The sequence below is a fragment of the Streptomyces sp. ICC4 genome (assembly GCF_003287915.1).
GTDB lineage: Bacteria > Actinomycetota > Actinomycetes > Streptomycetales > Streptomycetaceae > Streptomyces > Streptomyces tritrimontium.
Genome location: NZ_CP030286.1, coordinates 2,168,872 through 2,187,627, shown reverse-complemented (window position 1 = coordinate 2,187,627; position 18,756 = coordinate 2,168,872). Strand labels below are relative to the sequence as shown.

General features: G+C 71.5%; 18 protein-coding genes. 8 read left to right on the top strand and 10 right to left on the bottom strand.

The annotated features are described in order from the left end of the window. Window positions 1-14: 14 nt before the first annotated feature. Window positions 15-1,298, bottom strand: coding sequence for a maleylpyruvate isomerase N-terminal domain-containing protein (locus tag DRB89_RS10115; protein WP_112448914.1), 1,284 nt, complete (start codon window positions 1,296-1,298; stop codon window positions 15-17). Beyond that, on the bottom strand, window positions 1,295-1,873 hold the full coding sequence (locus DRB89_RS10110; protein WP_112448913.1) for a sigma-70 family RNA polymerase sigma factor: 579 nt from the start codon (window positions 1,871-1,873) through the stop codon (window positions 1,295-1,297). The genes DRB89_RS10115 and DRB89_RS10110 overlap by 4 nt, the downstream gene beginning before the upstream one ends. Before the next feature lie 320 nt (window positions 1,874-2,193). Here DRB89_RS10110 and DRB89_RS10105 point away from each other — a divergent pair, with 320 nt between their 5' ends. Beyond that, on the top strand, window positions 2,194-2,712 hold the full coding sequence (locus DRB89_RS10105; protein WP_112448912.1) for an EF-hand domain-containing protein: 519 nt from the start codon (window positions 2,194-2,196) through the stop codon (window positions 2,710-2,712). 195 nt (window positions 2,713-2,907) lie between these two features. On the opposite strand, the gene DRB89_RS10100 is transcribed toward DRB89_RS10105, so the two are convergent. Together DRB89_RS10100 and DRB89_RS10095 are read right to left on the bottom strand one after the other, a co-directional pair. After that, complete coding sequence (locus tag DRB89_RS10100) at window positions 2,908-4,188, bottom strand: acyltransferase (protein ID WP_112448911.1); 1,281 nt, start codon at window positions 4,186-4,188, stop codon at window positions 2,908-2,910. A gap of 268 nt (window positions 4,189-4,456) precedes the next feature. Beyond that, complete coding sequence (locus tag DRB89_RS10095) at window positions 4,457-6,037, bottom strand: AMP-binding protein (protein ID WP_112448910.1); 1,581 nt, start codon at window positions 6,035-6,037, stop codon at window positions 4,457-4,459. Window positions 6,038-6,213: 176 nt separating this feature from the next. On the opposite strand from DRB89_RS10095, the gene DRB89_RS10090 reads away from it, so the two are divergent. From DRB89_RS10090 to DRB89_RS10070, 5 genes are all read left to right on the top strand, one after another. Continuing rightward, complete coding sequence (locus DRB89_RS10090) at window positions 6,214-7,422, top strand: amidohydrolase family protein (RefSeq protein ID WP_112448909.1); 1,209 nt, start codon at window positions 6,214-6,216, stop codon at window positions 7,420-7,422. Window positions 7,423-7,427: 5 nt separating this feature from the next. Then, window positions 7,428-8,591 carry an acyl-CoA dehydrogenase gene (locus tag DRB89_RS10085; RefSeq protein ID WP_112448908.1) on the top strand — a complete coding sequence of 388 codons (1,164 nt, stop codon included), beginning with the start codon at window positions 7,428-7,430 and terminating at the stop codon, window positions 8,589-8,591. Between the two features lie 7 nt (window positions 8,592-8,598). Continuing rightward, window positions 8,599-9,546, top strand: a complete 948-nt coding sequence (locus DRB89_RS10080; protein WP_112448907.1) for an acyl-CoA dehydrogenase family protein — start codon at window positions 8,599-8,601, stop codon at window positions 9,544-9,546. 390 nt (window positions 9,547-9,936) lie between these two features. Then, entirely contained in the window at window positions 9,937-10,494 is a 558-nt protein-coding gene (locus tag DRB89_RS10075) for an ATP-binding protein (protein WP_239516072.1), read from the top strand. Between the two features lie 331 nt (window positions 10,495-10,825). Next, entirely contained in the window at window positions 10,826-11,764 is a 939-nt protein-coding gene (locus DRB89_RS10070) for a phosphotransferase (RefSeq protein WP_112448906.1), read from the top strand. A gap of 5 nt (window positions 11,765-11,769) precedes the next feature. Here the strand turns inward: DRB89_RS10070 and DRB89_RS10065 are convergent, their stop codons facing one another. The 5 genes from DRB89_RS10065 to DRB89_RS10045 form a co-directional block, all read right to left on the bottom strand. Next, on the bottom strand, window positions 11,770-12,552 hold the full coding sequence (locus DRB89_RS10065; protein WP_112448905.1) for a phytanoyl-CoA dioxygenase family protein: 783 nt from the start codon (window positions 12,550-12,552) through the stop codon (window positions 11,770-11,772). A gap of 2 nt (window positions 12,553-12,554) precedes the next feature. After that, complete coding sequence (locus DRB89_RS10060; protein WP_112448904.1) at window positions 12,555-13,136, bottom strand: hypothetical protein; 582 nt, start codon at window positions 13,134-13,136, stop codon at window positions 12,555-12,557. 76 nt (window positions 13,137-13,212) lie between these two features. Beyond that, entirely contained in the window at window positions 13,213-13,392 is a 180-nt protein-coding gene (locus DRB89_RS10055; protein WP_112448903.1) for a hypothetical protein, read from the bottom strand. A 298-nt stretch (window positions 13,393-13,690) separates the two neighbouring features. Next, on the bottom strand, window positions 13,691-13,891 hold the full coding sequence (locus DRB89_RS10050) for a DUF397 domain-containing protein (protein ID WP_112448902.1): 201 nt from the start codon (window positions 13,889-13,891) through the stop codon (window positions 13,691-13,693). A 10-nt stretch (window positions 13,892-13,901) separates the two neighbouring features. Then, window positions 13,902-14,750 carry a helix-turn-helix transcriptional regulator gene (locus tag DRB89_RS10045; RefSeq protein ID WP_112448901.1) on the bottom strand — a complete coding sequence of 283 codons (849 nt, stop codon included), beginning with the start codon at window positions 14,748-14,750 and terminating at the stop codon, window positions 13,902-13,904. Between the two features lie 189 nt (window positions 14,751-14,939). Here DRB89_RS10045 and DRB89_RS10040 point away from each other — a divergent pair, with 189 nt between their 5' ends. Then, the gene (locus tag DRB89_RS10040; protein ID WP_112448900.1) at window positions 14,940-15,395 is read left to right on the top strand and encodes an ATP-binding protein; all 456 of its coding nucleotides are present in this window, start codon (window positions 14,940-14,942) and stop codon (window positions 15,393-15,395) included. A 185-nt stretch (window positions 15,396-15,580) separates the two neighbouring features. Next, window positions 15,581-17,719 carry a hypothetical protein gene (locus DRB89_RS45930; RefSeq protein ID WP_112448899.1) on the top strand — a complete coding sequence of 713 codons (2,139 nt, stop codon included), beginning with the start codon at window positions 15,581-15,583 and terminating at the stop codon, window positions 17,717-17,719. Between the two features lie 110 nt (window positions 17,720-17,829). Here DRB89_RS45930 and DRB89_RS10030 read toward each other — a convergent pair whose 3' ends face one another. Continuing rightward, window positions 17,830-18,756: a cyclase family protein gene (locus DRB89_RS10030; protein ID WP_112448898.1), complete on the bottom strand. Its 927-nt coding sequence runs from the start codon at window positions 18,754-18,756 to the stop codon at window positions 17,830-17,832.

Sequence of the window (18,756 nt, the reverse complement as noted above, 5' to 3'; positions counted from 1 at the left end):
CCCGGACCGGGTGGCTACAGCCGGCTCAGGGAGGCGGCCGCGAAGAGGACGTCGCGGATGGCCTCGCGGTCGCCGTTCTGGCCGATCGCCGCGTCCTCCGGGAAGATGTGCCCCGCCGCCAGCTGGCAGAACTCGAAGCCGTCCAGGGCGATCCGGGCCACCGTGTGCTCCGGCGACGGTTTCGCCGCCGGGGAGTCCAGCGCGATGTCCCAGCCGCCACCGCCCGCGCCCTCGATCTCCAGGTGCAGGGTCCGGCCCGGTGCCCCGGCCGCGACCAGCCCGCGCGGCGGAGCCGCCAGCCCGGCCCGCCGGCGCCCGGCCAGCGCCTCGGGCAGCAGGCGGGCCGCCAGGTCGATCATGCGGTGCAGGTGGGGAGCGGACGGCGGCTCGTACGGATAGTCCACCGCCTCCGCGATGTCCACGGCGTGGACCCAGCACTCGAAGGCCCGCTCCAGGAAGGCGTCGCCGAGGGGCAGCGCGAAGGCCCCGTAGTCGACGGCCAGTTCGGCCACGCCGCGGCCCGCGAAGGACACCGTCCGCACCAGCGTGTGGCCCTGTTCGCGCCACGGCTCGCGGACCCGCCGCGTCGTCGGGTACGGGGAGTCCTCCCAGAACTGCTCCGTACGGCCCGCCGGGGTCGCCGACCGCACGTCGGGGCCGAGCGGGTCGTCGAGGCCCAGCGCCGCCGCGACCAGCCCGTCCACCGACAGCAGGTGTCCGATGACCCCGGCCACCGTGGTCCGGCGCGACTGCCGCTGCTCGTCCTCGAACCACTTCAGCCGGACCGGGGTGTGCCACTCCGAGTCACCGAAGTCCCGCAGCAGCGCGTCGAGCCGCGCCGTCTCGGTGTCGTACGGGTTCGCCCACACCGGTACGGGGATGCGCGCCGGGCGCTTGCCGAGGCAGTCCTCCAGCACGCGCGAGCGCAGCAGCGGCTTGAGGTCGAGGCTCTCCTCCGGGTGCAGCAGCCCCACGGCGTCGCGCAGCCGCAGCGCCTCCTCGGCGCAGGGCGCGCACGTGGTGAGGTGGTCTTCGACGGCCAGCGTCTCGTCCGCGGAGCAGGCCGCCAGGGCCCACGCGCCGAGCAGGGACTTCAGGACGGCATGGGTGGGCGGCGGCGCGGGCGCGGGCGGGGCCGGTGTTTCCGGGGGCCCGGGCTGGTCGCCGGAGCGCGGGTACCCCGTGAACTCGAGGCCGTCGGCCGCTTCGCGCGGGCCCGGTATGCGGGCCGGACCGCCGCCGCGCGGCCGTTCGTACTCTTCGCCGTCTTCGGCGGCGCCGTCGGAGGGGATGGTCATCGCGGTGTTCCGTATCCCGAGGTGCCGTGTCCGGGCGGAACGGTGTCGTCCCGCGGGACGGCGTTGGCCGTCGAGAGCAACTGGAGGCCCAGGCGCAGCCTGCGCCTCGCCTCGTCCTCGCTGATCTGCAGGTCGGCCGCGGCCTGGCGGTAGTCGCGTCGTTTGAAGTAGGCGAGTTCGAGCGCGGCCCGCAGCGGCGCCGGCATCGAGGTGACGATGAAGTCGGCGCGGGCGGCCGCGTTGGCGCTGCGCACCTTCTGCTCCAGCTCCTCGCGGGAGCCGCGCCCCAGTTCGGCCTGGCGCAGCCGGGCGACGGCCTGGCCCTGGGTGATGCGGGCGACCCAGGAGCGCATGGAGCCCTGCTTCGGGTCGTAGGCGTCCGGGTTCTCCCAGATGTAGCCGAACACCTCGCGCGTGATCCGGTCGGCGGCCTTCTCGTCGCCCAGGACCCGGTGGGCCAGGCTGTGCACGAGCGAGGCGAAGCGGTCGTAGAGCTCGCCGAGGGCGGCGGCCTCACCGCGCGCCAGGCGTTGCTGCATGCGTCGGTCCCAGCGCGGTGGTACGTCCTTCGCCATCGTGCCCCCAGCCCGATTTCCGGATGCGCAGCCGTGTGTCGACGACTCGAATGTAGTGGGCACCCAGCGATGTGCGCCCGTTTTGGGAGAAGCTCGCCCCGGAAGTGCGCCCTGCGTGATAGAGGCGTAGCGCGCTGTGAACGGCGAGGCGCGGCTTGGTACATGGGCACAGGCGTACGCGCCCCGTCGCGCTCCTCGTGCGCTGGTTCGATGCGGCCACCTGCTTGACCGCTTCGCTTAACGCGCAGGCCACGTAGGCCGTACGCTCCTGCCTGTCTTGAACTGCACCCCACCGCACATGTGAAGGCGGAACGCCGAATATGGACAGCGCAGAGTACGAGCGCAAGATCGCCTCCCGATTCGCCACCTTCGACCAGGACGGGAACGGCTATATCGACCGGGAGGACTTCAGCGCGGCGGCCAAGGCGGTACTGGCCGAATTCGCCGTGGCGGCCCGCTCCGACAGGGGCCAGGACGTGTTCGCCGGCGCGGAGGCCTTCTGGCAGGGCATGGCCGGGATCGCGGACGTGGACGGGGACCAGCGGGTGTCCCGCGAGGAGTTCATCACGGGCGCCGCGAAGCGGCTGCGCGACAACCCGCGGCGGTTCGCGGAGATCGCCCGTCCGTTCCTGCGCGCGGTGATCGCGGTGGCGGGCGACGACGGCGGCGGCTCGACCACGGCGGCGACGGCGCGCGTGCTGCGCGTCCTCGGCACCCCGCAGGAGCTGGCCGGCCAGGTGGCCGCGGCCCTGGACGCGGACGGCGACGGCCGCATCTCGGAGGACGAGATCCTGGCGGGCTTCGCGGGCTACTGCGGCGTGGCGGCCCCGGACGCGTAGGCCTGGAGCGTGCGGGACCCGGAGCGCGCGGAACCCGCAGCGCGCGGGAGCCGGAAACGACGACGCGGTGCGGGGCCCGGGTGCCGGCCGAGGGCCGGTCCTGAGGGCCGCGCACCGCGCGGGACGTCTGCGTGCCGCCCCGAGGGGCGGCGGGTGTTCGAGCGGGCCGGCCCACCGGCCCGCCGGCCCGGTGGTCTACCTGGCCGCCGTGCCCGCGGCCGCGAGGTCCGGCTCGGCGGCCGGGCGGCTCTGCGGTTCCCCGCCGGCCTGCGGGCCCCGCGGGCCCCGCGGGGTGCGCCGGGGGAAGCGGGCGTCCTTCAGCTTCAGGGCGGGGCGCTCCACCAGGTGCCACGAGAGCACCGCCAGGGCCAGGGTGCCGCCCAGGGCGAGCGCGAGGTACGCGGGGAACCCCCAGCGGGCGCCGCCGAGCGCGGAGAGGGCCTGCTCGACGACGAAGCCGTAGATGTAGATGCCGTACGAGTAGTCGTTCTTGCGGCCCACCGCCCGGAAGGGCTTGGGCAGCCGGATCGCGAGCCACACCAGCAGGTAGGCGAAGGCCGGGATGCCGACGGCGAAGAAGAACCCGTAGCGCAGCGTGGCGAGCGTGACCAGGGCGGAGAGGACGGCCAGCGGGGTGCTGACCGGGATCCGGTCCTTGTAGACCTCGATGAGCGAGCCGATGGCGAAGGCGTACCCGAGGAAGAAGGCCCACTTGACGATGAAGCCGCCGACGATCGGCGAGACGATCCGCTCGGCGTGGATCTGGAGGCTGAACGCGTCCATGAAGTGGTTGTCGAGCGAGTTCGTCAGCACGTAGCCGCCGAGGAGCACGGCGATCACCAGGATGGCGCGCCGCGCCTGCGTCAGCCCCCCGGCCCGCGCCCCGGCGAGGACGAGCAGTCCGACGCCCAGGTAGCACAGGACCTCGTACTGCAGGGACCACAGCGCACCGTTGATGCCGGGGTCGAAGGCCATCCACTTGCCCTGGGCCGTCTCCATGATCCCGGAGATGCCCGGCTGGTGGGTGCGGACCCACCAGTTCGCCTGGAGGAACTCGAAGGGGCCGTCCGGCCGGTGCCAGAAGTTCTCCAGCGTGTGGTGCTGGCGCCAGAACAGGAACGGGGCCACCACCAGGGCGGTGACGCACAGGCACACCCACAGGCCCGGCAGCAGCCGCAGGGCCCGGTTCCACAGGAAGCGTCCGATGGGGAGCCGGTTGCCGCTGCGCGTGATGAGCAGGCCGGACAGGATGAAGAAGCCGAACACCGATATCTTCCCCAGGTCCGTCTGACCGTGGGTGAAGGTGTGCCCGTACTCCCTGATCCCGAAGCCGAGTATGCGCGCGTGCGCGACGACGACGGCGGTCGCCAGCAGCAGGCGGAGCAGGCCGAGGCTGTTGTCGCGGCCGGAGAACAGCTCGGCGACGGTGCCGTGGGACCAGCGGGTGCTGACCGGCGAGGTGTTGCGGACTCCCATGATGCCTCTCGTGGACGGTTCCCGGAGGGGGAGCCTTCTGATGCTGTGTTTTCGCTGTCGATGCTGTGCGCACACTGTGCGACGGACAACTGTGACACGAGGGGCGCGGGCCCGCCGAAGAGGCCCCGACAAATGAGACGTGTGCCACTGTCCGGGGCTGGATCATGGGAATGAGGCGGACCCGCCGCTTCCGGTACGGGGCCGCCTCCGCGGGACCTTCGGCGCCGGTACGGGCCGGCGCGCCGCCGGCCGGTACGGGCCGGCGGGGCTACGCGAAGCGCTCCCGGAGCTTGTACTTCAGGACTTTGCGCAGGGCGTCGTTGCGGGGCAGCGCGTCCACGATCTCCAGCTGTTCGGGAAGCTTGTGGGTCGAGAGTCCCTCGGCGCGCAAGTACGCCGTCACCTCGGGCAGGGTCAGGGGTCCCGTGCCCGGAGGCTGTTCGACGACGGCGCAGACGCGTTCGCCGCGCTCGGGGTCCGGGAGGCCGATGACCGCCACGTCGGCGACCGCCGGGAGCCGGTGGAGCAGGTCCTCTATCTCCTTGGCGGAGATGTTCTCGCCCTTGCGGATGATGACGTCCTTGCTGCGGCCCGTCAGGACCAGGTATCCGTCCGCGGTGAGGTGGCCGAGGTCGCCCGTGACCAGGTAGCCGTCCGGGTCGAAAGCCCCGTCGGCCCCGTCGGCCCCGGCGGACCGGGCCCGGCCGAGGTAGCCCTGGCAGACGGCCTCGCCGCGCAGCCGGACCTCCCCGTCGGTGCCGGCGGGGAGCGGGGTGCCGTCGGGGGCGGTGACGCGGATCGACATGCCGGCCGGGGGGCGGCCCTCGGTGGTGGCCAGGTGCTCCGCCGTGTCGTCCGGGGCGCCCATCGTGATCATCGGGACCTCGGTCATGCCGTAGCCGTGGGTGAGCTGGCAGCCCAGCTCGCGGACGACCGCGTGGTAGATCTCCGGGGGCTTGGGGGCCCCGCCGCCGGCCAGCAGCCGCAGGGACGGGATGAGCTTGGTGCCCGGGTCCTTGCGCTGTTCGGTGAGGAACATCGAGTAGAAGGCCGTGGAGCCGCCGGCGACGGTGACCCCGTGGCGGCGGTAGCCGTCCAGGGCGTCGGGCATCGCGAACTTCTCGAAGAGGACGGCCGGGAACCCGTAGAGGAGCAGCATCACCGTGTAGTCGGGCCCGGCGATGTGGGCGAAGGGGAAGGCCATCGAGCCGACGTCGTCCGGCGAGAGGTGCAGGGCGTGGGCCAGGCAGGAGCCGCCCGCGATGAGGGAGCGGTCCGTGTGCAGGACGCCCTTGGGGTCCGAGGTGGTGCCCGAGGTCCAGTAGATCCACCGGACCGAGGTGCCCTCCCGCGGGGGCGGGGGGAGTGTCGCCGGGTCCCCGGTGGGGAGGGAGGCGTAGGCCTCGAAGACCCCGCGCGCGCCGAGGCGCTCCGCCATGGCGGTGTGGTCGAAGCCGCGCCAGACGCCGGGGACGGCGAAGAACTCCGCCTTGGACTCGCGCAGGGCGAAGCCGACCTCGCGGTCCCGGTAGAAGGGGATGACGGGCGTCTGGACGGCGCCGATCCGGGCGAGGGCGATCGAGAGCAGGACGGTCTCGATGCGGGTGGGCAGCTGCCAGGCGACCACCGTGCCGGGGCGCACGCCCATGCCGTACAGGCCGGCCGCGACCTCTTCGGAGCGCTCGCGCAGCTCCCCGAAGGTCAGCCGGCGGTCGGTGGCACGGTCGGCGGAGCCGCCTTCGGCGGCCTCGATGAGGACGGGTGCGTCCGGGGTCATGGCGGCCCGGCGGGCGATCAGGTCCCACAGGGTCCGGGACCGGCTGAGTTCGACTGCGGTGCTGTCCGTCATCCCGGACCGACCTCCCCTGGCCGACGACACCTGACGGATAGTCAGATCAAGCGCAGAGCGTAGAGCGCGGACGCTTGTCGGTCCAGGGGTGGGGGGCTAGCTTGGTTCCAGATTTCTGACGCACCATCAGATTTGGCGTGTCGGATCAGGTCCAACGGATTCAGCGAGGGGACACCATGGAACTGCCTCGGATCATCAGCGTGGACGACCACGTCATCGAGCCCGCCCACCTCTTCGACGTGTGGCTGCCGGCCAAGTACCGCGACCGCGGCCCCAAGGCCCTCACCGCCGGCATCGGCGAGCTCGCCTACACCGGCGGCAAGTACGTCATCACCATGGACCCCGACGGCCCGCCGACCGACTGGTGGATCTACGAGGACCTGAAGTTCCCGTACAAGCGCAACATCGCCGCCGTCGGCTTCGACCGCGACGACATGACCCTGGAGGGCATCACCCGCGAGGAGATGCGGCGCGGCTGCTGGGACCCCAAGGCCCGCCTGCTCGACATGGACCTCAACCACGTCGAGGCCTCCCTGTGCTTCCCGACCTTCCCGCGCTTCTGCGGGCAGACCTTCGCCGAGGCGCACGACAAGGAGGTCGCCCTGGCCTGCGTGCGCGCCTACAACGACTGGATGGTCGAGGAGTGGTGCGGCGACAGCGGCGGCCGCCTCATCCCGCTGTGCATCATCCCGCTCTGGGACATCGACCTGGCCGTCGTGGAGATCCGCCGCAACGCCGCCCGCGGGGTCCGCGCCGTGACCTTCTCCGAGATCCCCACCCACCTGGGCCTGCCGTCCATCCACTCCGGCTACTGGGACCCCTTCTTCGCCGTCTGCCAGGAGACCGGCACCGTCGTCAACATGCACATCGGCTCCAGCTCCCAGATGCCCGCCGCCTCCCCCGACGCACCGCCCGCCGTCCAGGCCGCCCTCAGCTTCAACAACGCCATGGCCTCGATGATGGACTTCCTCTTCAGCGGCGTCCTGGTCAAGTTCCCCACGCTGAAACTGGCCTACAGCGAGGGCCAGATGGGCTGGATCCCGTACGCCCTGGAGCGCGCCGACGACGTCTGGCAGGAGCACCGCGCCTGGGGCGGCGTCAAGGACCTGATCCCCGAGCCGCCCTCCACCTACTACTACCGGCAGATGTTCTGCTGCTTCTTCCGCGACAAGCACGGCATCGCCTCGCTCGACGTCGTCGGACGCGACAACGCCACCTTCGAGACCGACTACCCGCACGTCGACTCGACCTTCCCGCACACCAAGGAGGTCGCCCTCGACCACGTCAAGGGACTGGACGAGGAGACCGTCTACAAGCTGATGCGCGGCAACGCCATCCGCATGCTCGGCCTCGATTTCGACAAGGACCGGCGGACGGGCAGGTAGGCGCGGTGGACCTCACCCACACCGAGGAGGAGCAGGAATTCAGGGCCCGGCTGCGCGCCTGGCTCGCCGAGGTGCTCCCCCAGCTGCCGCCCCGGCCCTCGCCCGACGACTGGCCCGGCCGGCGCACCTACGACGCGGGCTGGCAGCGCCTGCTGTACGACGCGGGGTACGCCGGCCTGCACTGGCCGGTCGACGCGGGCGGCCGCGGGGCCACCCCCACCCAGCACCTGATCTTCCTGGAGGAGACGGAGCGCGCGGGAGCCCCGTACGTCGGCGCGAACTTCGTCGGGCTGTTGCACGCGGGCCCGACCGTCGCCGCCGAGGGCACCGCCGAGCAGCGGGCGCGCTGGCTGCCGCCCGTACTGCGCGGCGACGAGATGTGGTGCCAGGGCTTCAGCGAGCCGGACGCCGGCTCCGACCTGGCCTCGCTGCGCACCCGCGCCGTCCGCGACGGCGACGAGTACGTGATCACCGGGTCGAAGATCTGGACCTCGCACGCGGAGGTCGCGGACTGGTGCGAGCTGCTGGTGCGCACACGGCCCGTCAGCGAGGACGTCCCCAAGCACCGGGGGATCTCCTGGCTCGCCATGCCCATGGACGCGCCGGGGGTGACCGTGCGGCCGCTGCGCACGCTCGCCGGGTCCACCGAGTTCGCCGAGATGTTCCTCGACGAGGTGCGGGTCCCGGTCGCCAACCGGGTCGGCGCGGAGAACGACGGCTGGCGGGTCACGATGGTGACCCTGTCCTTCGAGCGCGGCACCGCCTTCGTGGGCGAGGTCGTCGCCTGCCGGCGCACCCTGGGCGAACTGGCGCGCACCGCCAAGGCGAACGGCCGCTGGGACGACCCGGTCCTGCGCCGCCGGCTGGGTCGGCTGTACGGGGAGTTCGGCGCCCTGTGGCGGCTCACGCAGTGGAACGTCAGCGAGTCCGAGCGCTCCGGAGGGGTCCCCGGCATCGGCGGCAGCGTCTTCAAGCTGGCGTACTCGCACGCGCGCCAGGAGCTGTACGACACCGCCGCCGAGGTGCTGGGGGCCGAGTCCCTGTCCCTGGAGGAGGAATGGACCCTGGACCGCCTCTCCTCGCTCTCGTACACCATCGCGGCGGGCACCTCGCAGATCCAGCAGAACATCGTCGCCGAGCGGATCCTCGGCCTTCCGAAGGGCAGGTGAGCGTTCCGTGGACTTCCAGCCGACGCAGGACCAGCGGGACCTGCGGGCAGGCGTACGGGACCTCCTGGAGGGGCGGTACGGGCGCGAGGAACTGCGCGCCTCGGTGGACCGGGCGGCGCGGACCGGCCGGTCCGTGGACCGGTCGCTGTGGCGGGAGCTCGGCGCGGCCGGGTTCTTCGCGCTGCGCCTCCCGGAGAAGGAGGGCGGGGTCGGACTCGGTCTGCCGGAGGCGGTCCTCGTCTTCGAGGAGGCCGGGCGGGCGCTCCTGCCGGGACCGCTGGTCGCCACCCACCTGGCCGCCGGGGCCGTCGCCGGGGCCGCGGAGGGCGAGGCGGTGGTGACGGCCCTCGACCTGGACGGGGCGCTGGTGGCCCACCTCGGCGAGTCGGACGCGGTGCTCGGGCTCCCCGGCCTCCCGGCCGGGGAGCCGGTCCGCTCGGCGGATCCGCTGACACCGCTGGCACGGGTCAGCCTGCCGCGGGACCCACGGGCGGACGCCGCCCGCGCCGGCTTCCGCGACGAGGGGGCCCTGCTGACGGCGGCCCTCCAACTCGGCAGCGCGCTGCGCACGGTGGAGCTGGCGGTCCGGTACGCGGGCGAGCGCGAGCAGTTCGGGCAGCCGATCGGGGGGTTCCAGGCGGTCAAGCACCTGTGCGCGCAGATGCTGGTGCGGGCCGAGGTGGCCCGTACGGCGGTCTACGCGGCCGCGGTGACGGGCGACGCGGGCGAGGCGGCCGCGGCCAAGCTGCTGGCCGACGCGGCGGCCGTGCGCAACGCGCGGGACTGCCTGCAGGTGCACGGCGGGATGGGCTTCACCTGGGAGGCGGACGTACACCTGCACCTGAAGCGGGCGTGGGTGCGGGCGGAGCAGTGGCGCACGGCGGCGCAGGCGGAGGAGGTGCTGGCGGCGGAGCTGCTCGCGGAGGCACTGCTCGCGGAGGCGACGCCGGGGTAGCCCGGTGGGGAAGCCGGGCGGGGAAGCCCGGCGGGGAAGCCGGCGCGTAAGGGCTCGTCCGTGCGCTCGCTCGCTGTGACGGATGGGCACGGGAGGGACGGCGCGGGACGCGTGTCCGATTACGGAGAGTTGATATCGGTTTGTGTCCTTCGCCCGACCCTTTGCGGCCCGGAGACGGGGGACCGCTCCGGTACGCTCCCGGGAATGCAGGCGGTTGAGCGGCGCGGGCGCCGCACAGTATGCACCACGCTTACTCCTTCACGCTGGAATATGCCCGAAGCGCTTGTTGTGGTGACTGTATGTCAACCATGCTGCTCCCCAAGGGGGTCACGCTCGGTGACCCCGTCCTGTCGCGAGGCGAAGTGTCCGCCGGTTCGGATGGTGTGAGCGGTGCAGGTGCTTCAGGTGCAGCTGGAGGTAGGTCCGGACCCCGCCGAGGTCGGCCGGGCCCGGCGGTGGGCCCGCTCGCGGCTGGCCTGGTCCGGCATAGAGGATGACGAGCCGCTCGCCGAGACGCTGATCCTGCTGATCTCCGAGCTGGTCACCAACGCCGTGGTGCACACCGGCTGTCCGGCCGTACTGCGCATGCTGTTCGGGGAGCCCGGGGTCCGCGTCGAGGTCGCCGACGCGAGCGGCCGGGCGCCGGCCCGGCGCCAGGCCGCCGGGGACGACACGGGCGGCCGCGGCCTGGAGCTGGTGGACGGGCTGGCGGACCGCTGGGGCTGGCAGCCCGAGGGCGCCGGGAAGCGGATCTGGTGCGAGGTCGACCGCGCGGAGAAGGCGGCGGCGGACCTGGCGTCCCAGGGGCCGCGGGACCGGACCCCGGCCGAGGCCCCGGACCGGGCTCCGGCGCACACCCCGGCGGGGCTCCCGACCCGCCCCCCGATGCACGCCGCGAACCACGACCCGATCCACAACTCGATCCGGGAACCGCACGTGTACCTCTAACGAGGTGTTGACGGTTCGTCAATGAGTGATCACCCTTGTCCTGAGCGATTCGTCGCGAGGGGACGCCAAGGGTCCTGCCTTGACGAGTGCGGGTCGTGGGGTGGCGGCTGCCGTGCCGCGCTCGGGGCGTGCATGCGCGCACGCCGCCACCCGCAGAACTTCTCCTTCTGACGCGCCTCTCGCACGGCTCTGCCCTGGCGGGCCTCCCCGGCTTCGCGTCGCTGCGTCGGACTCCGTCCGCCGATGCCTGTAGCCGCCGCCTCAGGGCCGCTCAGCCCGCTAACCTGCCGAGCACGTCCTTTGCCCGGAAGCCAGTTCCAGGGGGTACACCATGGCCGCAACTTCCGTCCGGCCCGAGTGGGCGTCCCTTCCCCCCGAGGCACGTGCCTATGTGGAATTCCGGTTGGGCTCCACCGTAGGCGGGTCCATTTCGTGCACCGGCGGGTTCACCCCAGGCGTGGCGTCCCGGCTGCTCCTGGACGACGGACGGCGTGTGTTCCTCAAAGGGATGCACGGTGAACACCCGTTCGCCCCGCAGTACGCGGACGAGATCGCCGTGACCTCGGTCCTCCCGGACGGTGTGGGACCGCGTGTTCTTTGGTGGGCCACGCCGGCCGACAGTGCGGGATGGTGGTGGTTGTGCCTTGAGGACATCCCCGGAAGAGTGCCGGTGCTGTCCCCGGATTCGGCGGACACGGGGATGGCGCTGGCCGCCGTCGAGCAGGCTGGGAAGCTCCTCACTCCTTCGCCGCTGGACGCCGCACGCCCCATCACAGAGCTGGTCGGCCGGTGGCTCACCGGTTGGTCAACCCTGGCCTCGGAAACCCCGGATGATCTGGACCCGTGGGCGGCCGAGCACCTCAATGCCCTTGCCGGGATCGAGGAGAACTGGCAGCAGGCCGCAACGGGGAGCACGCTCCTGCATTGGGATCTGCGACCGGACAACATGCTGCGGCGTGAAGGCGGGTCGGTCGTCATCGTCGACTGGTCCTATCCGAACCAGGGTGCGGCCTGGCTCGACCCGGCGGTTCTGGTGCCTTACCTGATCATGGACGGCCACTCGCCCACTGAGGCCGAGGCCGCGGTGATCCATCTTCCGCAGCCTGACGATCCCGATGTGCTCACCGCGTTCGCCGCCGGGATCGGCGGGTACTGGGAGAAGTCCTCGCGTCGGCCGAATCCGCCAGGTGTTCCGTTCCTTCGTGCCCACCAAGTCCGGGCCGCCGAGGCGGCACGCACGTGGTTGCGGCACCGGACCGGGTGGGCGTGACCGGTTCAGCCGTAGGGACCCTTCCCGTGCCGGCCGAGGAGCCGGGCGAGCCGGGCGGGGGCCCCTTCAAGGAGGCCGGCTGGAAGCCGGTAGTCGGGGAAGGGGTAGAAGCGCTGGCTGATGAACCGTCGACCGTATGCCGTGGTCAGCAGGTACCGGGTGCGGTCGGACCGGTTCGGTGCCCCGCGGTGCCAGGTCTGGCTGTTGACCAGGTAGGCGTCGCCGGCGCGAGCGAACAGTGACGTAGGCGTTCCTGGAAGGCTGGGGCTGTAGGGCGGGCGCTGGCCGGACAGGTGACTCCCGGCGATCACCTGTGTCGGTCCGTGCAGGTCGGTCTCGATGTCGGTGAGCGCGACCATGACGTTCAGGGTGAAACAGGGGATGCTGGCGCCGGCTGCACCGGTCGGGATGTCATCGAGGAAAGGGAAGAATAGGACGTCGTCGACGTGCCAGTTGATGATTCCCTTGCCGGGCGGGATGCGCAGTGCGTTCTGGGCGATCATGTGGCAGTCCGGGCCGAGGATCATTTCGACCAGGTCGGCGACGGGTTCCAGCTCGATCACGTCGCGGAACGCCCGGTTGAACTCGAACACGCGCATCAGGCTCACGTCGCCGCGTACGAGGTCGAGCTCGGGTGGGGCGGCATGCACCCGTGGATCCTGGTAGCGCTGCTCTGTCATGATCCGCAGGTGGTCGGCGGCATTCGCGGTGATGAAGGACGGCAGGACAGCGAATCCGTCCCTGTGGAACATGGCAGCGATGTCCTTGAGGTCGTGCGACCCGTTCACGGCTACGGGTTGTTGACCGCAGGGATGTCGGCGTAGTCCTCCTCCAGGACCACCGGGGCCATGTGCTCGGCGCCCACCCAGACACGCCGGCCGAAGTCCTCGTACTGCTCGGTGTTGAGGATGAACGAGTGCCAGACCATGTCGACGGGGCCGGAGGGCGCGTCGTGGTCCTTCGGGTAGAGCATCGTCAGCGCGACGTACTGGCGGAACTCCTCGATCAGCGGGATGGCGTACTTCGTGAAGAAGTAATCGCGGAACTCGATGGCTTTCTCGTCCGCGACGCCTTCGAATTCACCCCTGGAGCGGTTGAACACGAGCCACTGCTTTATGACCTCAGCCGCCCAGTGACGACAGTGATTGTCCCACTGGCCGAACCACAGCAGCAGCGGGAGAACCTGCTCGTTGTCGAATAGGCGGCCGTCACGGAGGAGCCTGCGCGGGCTCATGCCCAGCAACAGGAACCCCATGTCGTACTCCTCCAGCATGCGCAGTCGCTTCCGGAGGTCATCGTCCATTCCCGGGCAAGCCGCGAGGCATTTGTTGAGGAGGGCCCCCGGTTCGGCCACGAGCTTGATCTTGTCCACGTGCCACCTGCTTTCCTCAGAGATCGGGCGGCGTGAGACACCCGGTCTCAGCTCGACTTGTGACGTGAGGTTCTTGCTACGCGGCGGACCCGACCGGCGGCGTGACGCTGTAGCAGTCGGAGCAGGTCTCCTCGCCGGAGGGCCAGTGCTTGTCGCTGCGGGCCCCGAAAACGTCGGCCATGCGCTGCTTGGTCTGGTGGTAGATCGGCGCGTAGCCCTCGGCGGTGATTTCGTTGGAAGGGACGTGACCTCGCATGCTTCGACTCCTGTCGGGTCGTCTTTCGTGGCAGCTGCTGAGTCCCTGGCGATCCCCCCGGGTTGTGACGAGCCTTGAGGAGGGGGCGAGGCGCGAACTCTGCCAAACCGGCTTCAAAATGGGCAGAGCTGTGTTACTGCCTGCGTGATCCGGCGGACCACTTCACTTTTGGTGACGTACAGCGACGTTGGCGTTACATCGTCGGCCGTCGCAATGGTGTGACGTCCCAAAGTTGTACCGACATATGCCGAACGCCCCTCACCGGGGAGATGAGGGGCGCCTGAGGGTCTGTGGGGTATCAGATCAGGTGGTCGAACTCGCCTGCCTTGACTCCGAGGATGAACGCGCGCAATTTCTCCACCGTCGTGGTGACGATCACGTCCGGGGCGTCGCTCTCCCGCATCTTGATCGCGCCTGCGACAGGCGCCAGCTCGACGCAGCTTTGATTGTCGTCCGGCCCCGAGAATGAGGACTTCTGCCACTTGATTCCGTCGGTCATGCGCCTTGACTCACACTTCCTGAGCGATGCGGTGAATGTGTTCTCTCGACTCATCCGTTCCGAGTGAGATCGAATCGATGGACTCGAGCAATCCTCGGTACTTGGCGAGCTGAGCCTCTGCGTCCAGGAAGCCGCTGTCGAAAGCGCTGTCGATCTGGACGGTGTCGAGTGCCGGGATGGCGCCCCCTGCGTAGAGCACGGAATGCACCGAGCCCGTGATCTGCCGGTCGAAGGGGATGATGCGGACGGTGACCGAGGGCCAGTGCGACACCTCGGTCAGGAACTTGAGCTGCTCCCGCATGGTTTCCGCGTCGCAGTACCTCATTCGAAGCGCTGCCTCGTGGATGAAGGCCTCGAAAGGGGTAGGACGGGGGCGGTCGAAGATGATCCGGCGCCTCGTGCGGTGCTCGACGCGCGTGTTCAGCTCCGCTGCCGGGAGATCGGACATGCCGCTACGGATCAGACTCCGGGCGTAGGAGTCGGTTTGGAGCTGGCCGGGAACGTAAAGCATCTGGATCACGCGGATGTACGTGGCGTGGAATTCGAGCTCGGCCACGTCGAGGAATCCTGGCGAGAGAACGCCCCGGTACTCGTCCCACCAGCCCTTGCCGCGCTCCTCCGCCATGCTCGCGAGCGCGTTGACGAGGTGCTTGTCCGTTGCTGAGTAATGGGCGGCGAGGCGGCGGACTCGTTCGTCGCTGACTCCGTAACGGCCCGATTCGATGTGGCTGATCTGGGCGCGCTCGCCACCCAAGTATGCGGCTGCGGTGGCGCCGTTCATGCCGGCCCTCTCGCGCAGCTTGCGCAGCTCCGCACCCAAGCGCCTCTGACGGGCGGTCGGATAGCTCCTCGGCGGCATGACCCCTCCCTCTCTTCCGGGTACGAGTGTGCCGCCCGGCCTGGCCCGGGTCCACTCGTTCGGATGTTCCGACCGTCCCACTGTTGCGCCGTCCCAATGTTGCGCCCTACGTTTCGACCGGCCTGAAGTGCAGCCGCCTGAACCGTCGTTGATCGTGACGATGGCGGCCAGGGACACGGGCTTGGGTCTGTGCCGCATCGTCTGCGTTGGGAGATCATCGCGATGAATACGAGTGCCTTAGCCTCCGAGGGGCGAACGCCCGAGTCGGGGCTCACCTACCGGATGCTCGCGCCGAGCCGGGCGGACACGCCCAGGATTGTCCGCGACTGGGTGGTTTCGATCCTGTGTAGCGCCGGGCGTCCGCAGCTTGCGGAGCGGGCGCGGCTGTGCGCGTCGGAGGTCGTGACCAATGCGCATCGGCATACGGATACGCAGGAGATTGTCGTCGAGGTGGCGTTGCTCGGTGAGCGAGTAACGGTCTACGTATACGACAACGAGCCCGAGCGTCGGCCGCCTGGCGGCAACGCTGGAACGATGGACACATGCGGGCGTGGGCTCATGCTCGTTGGGGCCTATGCCGATGACCGGGCGGTGACGGCGCAGGGGGAGTGCTCGAAGGCTGTGTGGTTCAGCTTCGTCGGCTGACTGTCCTCCGGGAACGGCACGTGGACCTCGATCGATGCGTTGACGGTTCGACAAGCAGTGATCACCCTTGTCGTGAGCGATTTGGCGCCGGACGCCAAGGATCGCGGGTTCTGCGGGCGCCTGCGTGTGCGCACGGCCCACCGGGGGTGGCGGGTTCACGGGGTGACGGGGTGGGGATGACGGGCTTGTCGACAGACGCGCTGGATGCGCTGGACGCGGTGGCGTGGGGACGGTTCGAGTCGCCGTCCGAGGAGTACCCGGTCAGCAAGGTTCCCCGCGCGCTGCGGCGGCTCGCGCGGGCGGACGCGAGCGCGAGTGCGAGGGACGCCGACCGGTTCGTGCTGGACAACTGCCTCGCCCTGTGGAGCGGCGAGGTGACTCCCGCGGCGACCGCCGCGCTGCCGTTCGTGATGGCGCTCGCCGGGGATCCGGGCGTGGGGGAGCGGGTCGCTCTCCTGGAGATGCTGGTGATCCTGGTCGGGACGGCGGCGCGGGCCGAGCCGGCCCGGGTCGCCGGGGAGTGGCCCGAGGCGTGGCTGCGCCACCGGGGAGCGGTCCGGGCGCTGCTCGCGGACACGGACCCCGAGGTGCGGCGGGAGGCCCTTCCCCTGGCGGACGGGATCGAGCTCCTGCTGGAGCGGTGGACGGCCGAGACGGACCCGGCGGTACGCCTCCCGGTGCTGCTCGCGCTGGGCGAGGCGGCGGCGGCCGAGGCCTTGGCGACCGCGGCGGCGGCCGGGGCGGCTGCGCCCGGCGGCGGCGCCGGGGACACCACCGGGGCGGCCGGGCACGGCACCGGGTCCGCGGAGGGCGTCACCGGGGCCGCGGGAGCCGGGCTCCGGGCCGTGGAGCGGGTGCGGGCGGTGCTGGCCGGCGTACTGCGGGACGGCAGCCCGGTCATGAAGGTCGCGGCCGTGTGGTCCTGGGCGCACCTGGACCCGGATGTGCCGCTCCACCACTCGGAGCTGCTGCTGGAGATCCTCTCCGACCCCGCCACGGGGCCGGAGTTCGAGGCGGCCTGGCGGGTGCCGGGCGTCGAGTTCGCCCACTCCCGCGAGGACATCGTCCGCCAAGTGGCAGACCTGTTCGGCCACGCCCCCGGAGCGGCCGCTTCGTTCGCGGCCCGGCTGGCGGCCGGCGCGGGCCGCAGCGGGGACGCCGCGCTGTGCCGGGCCGCGCTGCACGCGGCGTGGCGGCTGCTGGTGCTCCGGCCGTCGGTGGCGCCCGTGCTGCTGCCCGTGGCGGGCGGGCTGTTGGGGGATCCGGACGACGCGGTGCGGCTCAAGGCGGCGCACCTCCTCGCGGTGCTCGGTCCGCCGGCGGCCCCGTACGCCGACCGGCTCGCCGCACTCGTGGACGACCGGGGCGAGGACACCGTCGACTACATCGAGGGGACCGTCGGCGTCTACGCCCGCTGGGCGCTGGCCCGGATCGGCGACCCGCGCGCGCTCCCGGGGCTCGTCGCGCGGCTCCACGAGCCCTATCGGGAGGAGTACGGCCGCGGCTGGTTCGGGGGCGATCCCCGGCTCCCGGACATCGACGAGGTACTGACGCCGCTGCGGGCGTACGCGGACGTCCTGCTGCCCTCCCTCCGGGAGTCGATGCGCTACGAGGCCGGGCGCGGCAGCGGCGCGGTGGCGGGCATGCTCCTGCGGGTCCTGGAGGCGTGGGGGCCGGACGCGCTGCCGGCGCTGCCGGAGGTCGTGGCGCTGCTGGAGGGCGAGGGCCACTCCGCCACGGCCGCCGACGTGATCGCGGCGATGGGGCCGTCCGCCGCGTCCGCCGCGGACGCCTTGCGCGCGGCGGCGGTCCACGCCAACCCGATGAAGCGCCGGAACGTGGCAATGGCCCTGTGGCGCACGGGGGGCGACAGCGCGCCGGCGCTGCGGCTGATCGGCGACGAGGTACTGGCCGGCGCGGCCCCGTACTTCGGGCCGGTCCACCTGCTGGCCGGCTTCGGCCCCGCGGCCGCGCCGTACGCCGACCGGGTCCGATGCGCCCTGGAGAACGGCCCGGACTGGTGCCGGATCCAGGCCGCGGTCACCCTGTGGGCGATCACGGGCGAGCCCGAGCCGAGCGCGTCGGTCCTGGAGGAGTACGTCCTGCCGATGGCCGACGGCGGCGACGGCTACGGCTCCCTCGTCCACGCGCTGCGCGGACTGGCCCGCATCGGCACGCTCAGCCCGCCGGCGCGCGCCGCGTTGCGGCAGGTGGAGGGGGCCGACCGGCGCCTGTCGACGTACGGGGACCAGCGGGCGTTCCTCGAGGACGAGGCGCTCCGCGCCCTCATCGGGGAGGTGCTCGCCCTCCCCGATGAGGGGTGAGCTCCTGCGCGAGAGCGGCGCGCAGGAGCCGGTGGAAACGGTATCGGTGCAGGTGGGAGGGTGTGACGCCCGGTCAGAGGAGGGCGTCGGGGGCGGCGTCGGAGGTGGTGTCAGAGGATGGCGACCGGGGCCACCGGGGTGCCCACCGCGCCGACGAAGGGCTCCGGCATGGCGGAGAGCAGGAAGGCGTAGCGGTTTTCCTCTGCACAGGCTGTGGACAACTTTTCGAGGTTCCAGTTCTGGCCCTGGTGCATGCCCATGTCGACCAGGTCCAGCGCGTGCACCGGCAGCCACAGGTTGTCGATCTCCGGCGGGAAGATCTCGAAGGTCAGGGTGTCGTTGGCGACGGCCGCTACGTCCCGGGCGTGGAACCACTCGGGGGTGCGGACGGACAGGCCGGGTGACGGGTAGCCGTAGCCGTGCTTGTCGCCCGCCAGGTAGACCTGGACCTGTCCGGTGCGCACGAGCACGATGTCGCCCGCGCGGACGGTGACGCCCCCGAACTCCTCCGCCTCCTGCAGGTCCCCCGGGGTCACCGCGTGGCCGCCGGGGAGCCGGTCCAGGCCCTTGGCGCGGGCCACGTCCAGCAGGACGCCGCGCGAGACGATGTGCCCGGCCTTGTCGATGCCGCTGAACTCGGCGCGGCCGTGCGCCGTGATGGTGCCGGCCGGGCGGCCGTTGTAGATCTTCCCCGAGTGCGAGACGTGGGTGAGCGCGTCCCAGTGGGTTCCGGCCTGGAGGCCGAAGGTCACCGCGTCGTCGCTGCAGGCCACCGTGCCGGGGCCGAAGATCTCCTGGTTGATCTGCACCATCGTGTGCAGCGGGTTGATCCGGCCGGGGATCATGCCGGCCTGTACGCCGTCCTCCTTCAGCGGCAGGGCGAGCGGGATGCGGCGTCCGGTGCGGATCTCCGCGGCGGCGGCCCGCACGACCTCGTCGGTGATGAGGTTCAGGGTGCCGATCTCGTCATCGGCGCCCCAGCGGCCCCAGTTGTTGACGCGCTTGGCGATGTCGTGGAACTCGGCGGGCAGGCCCAT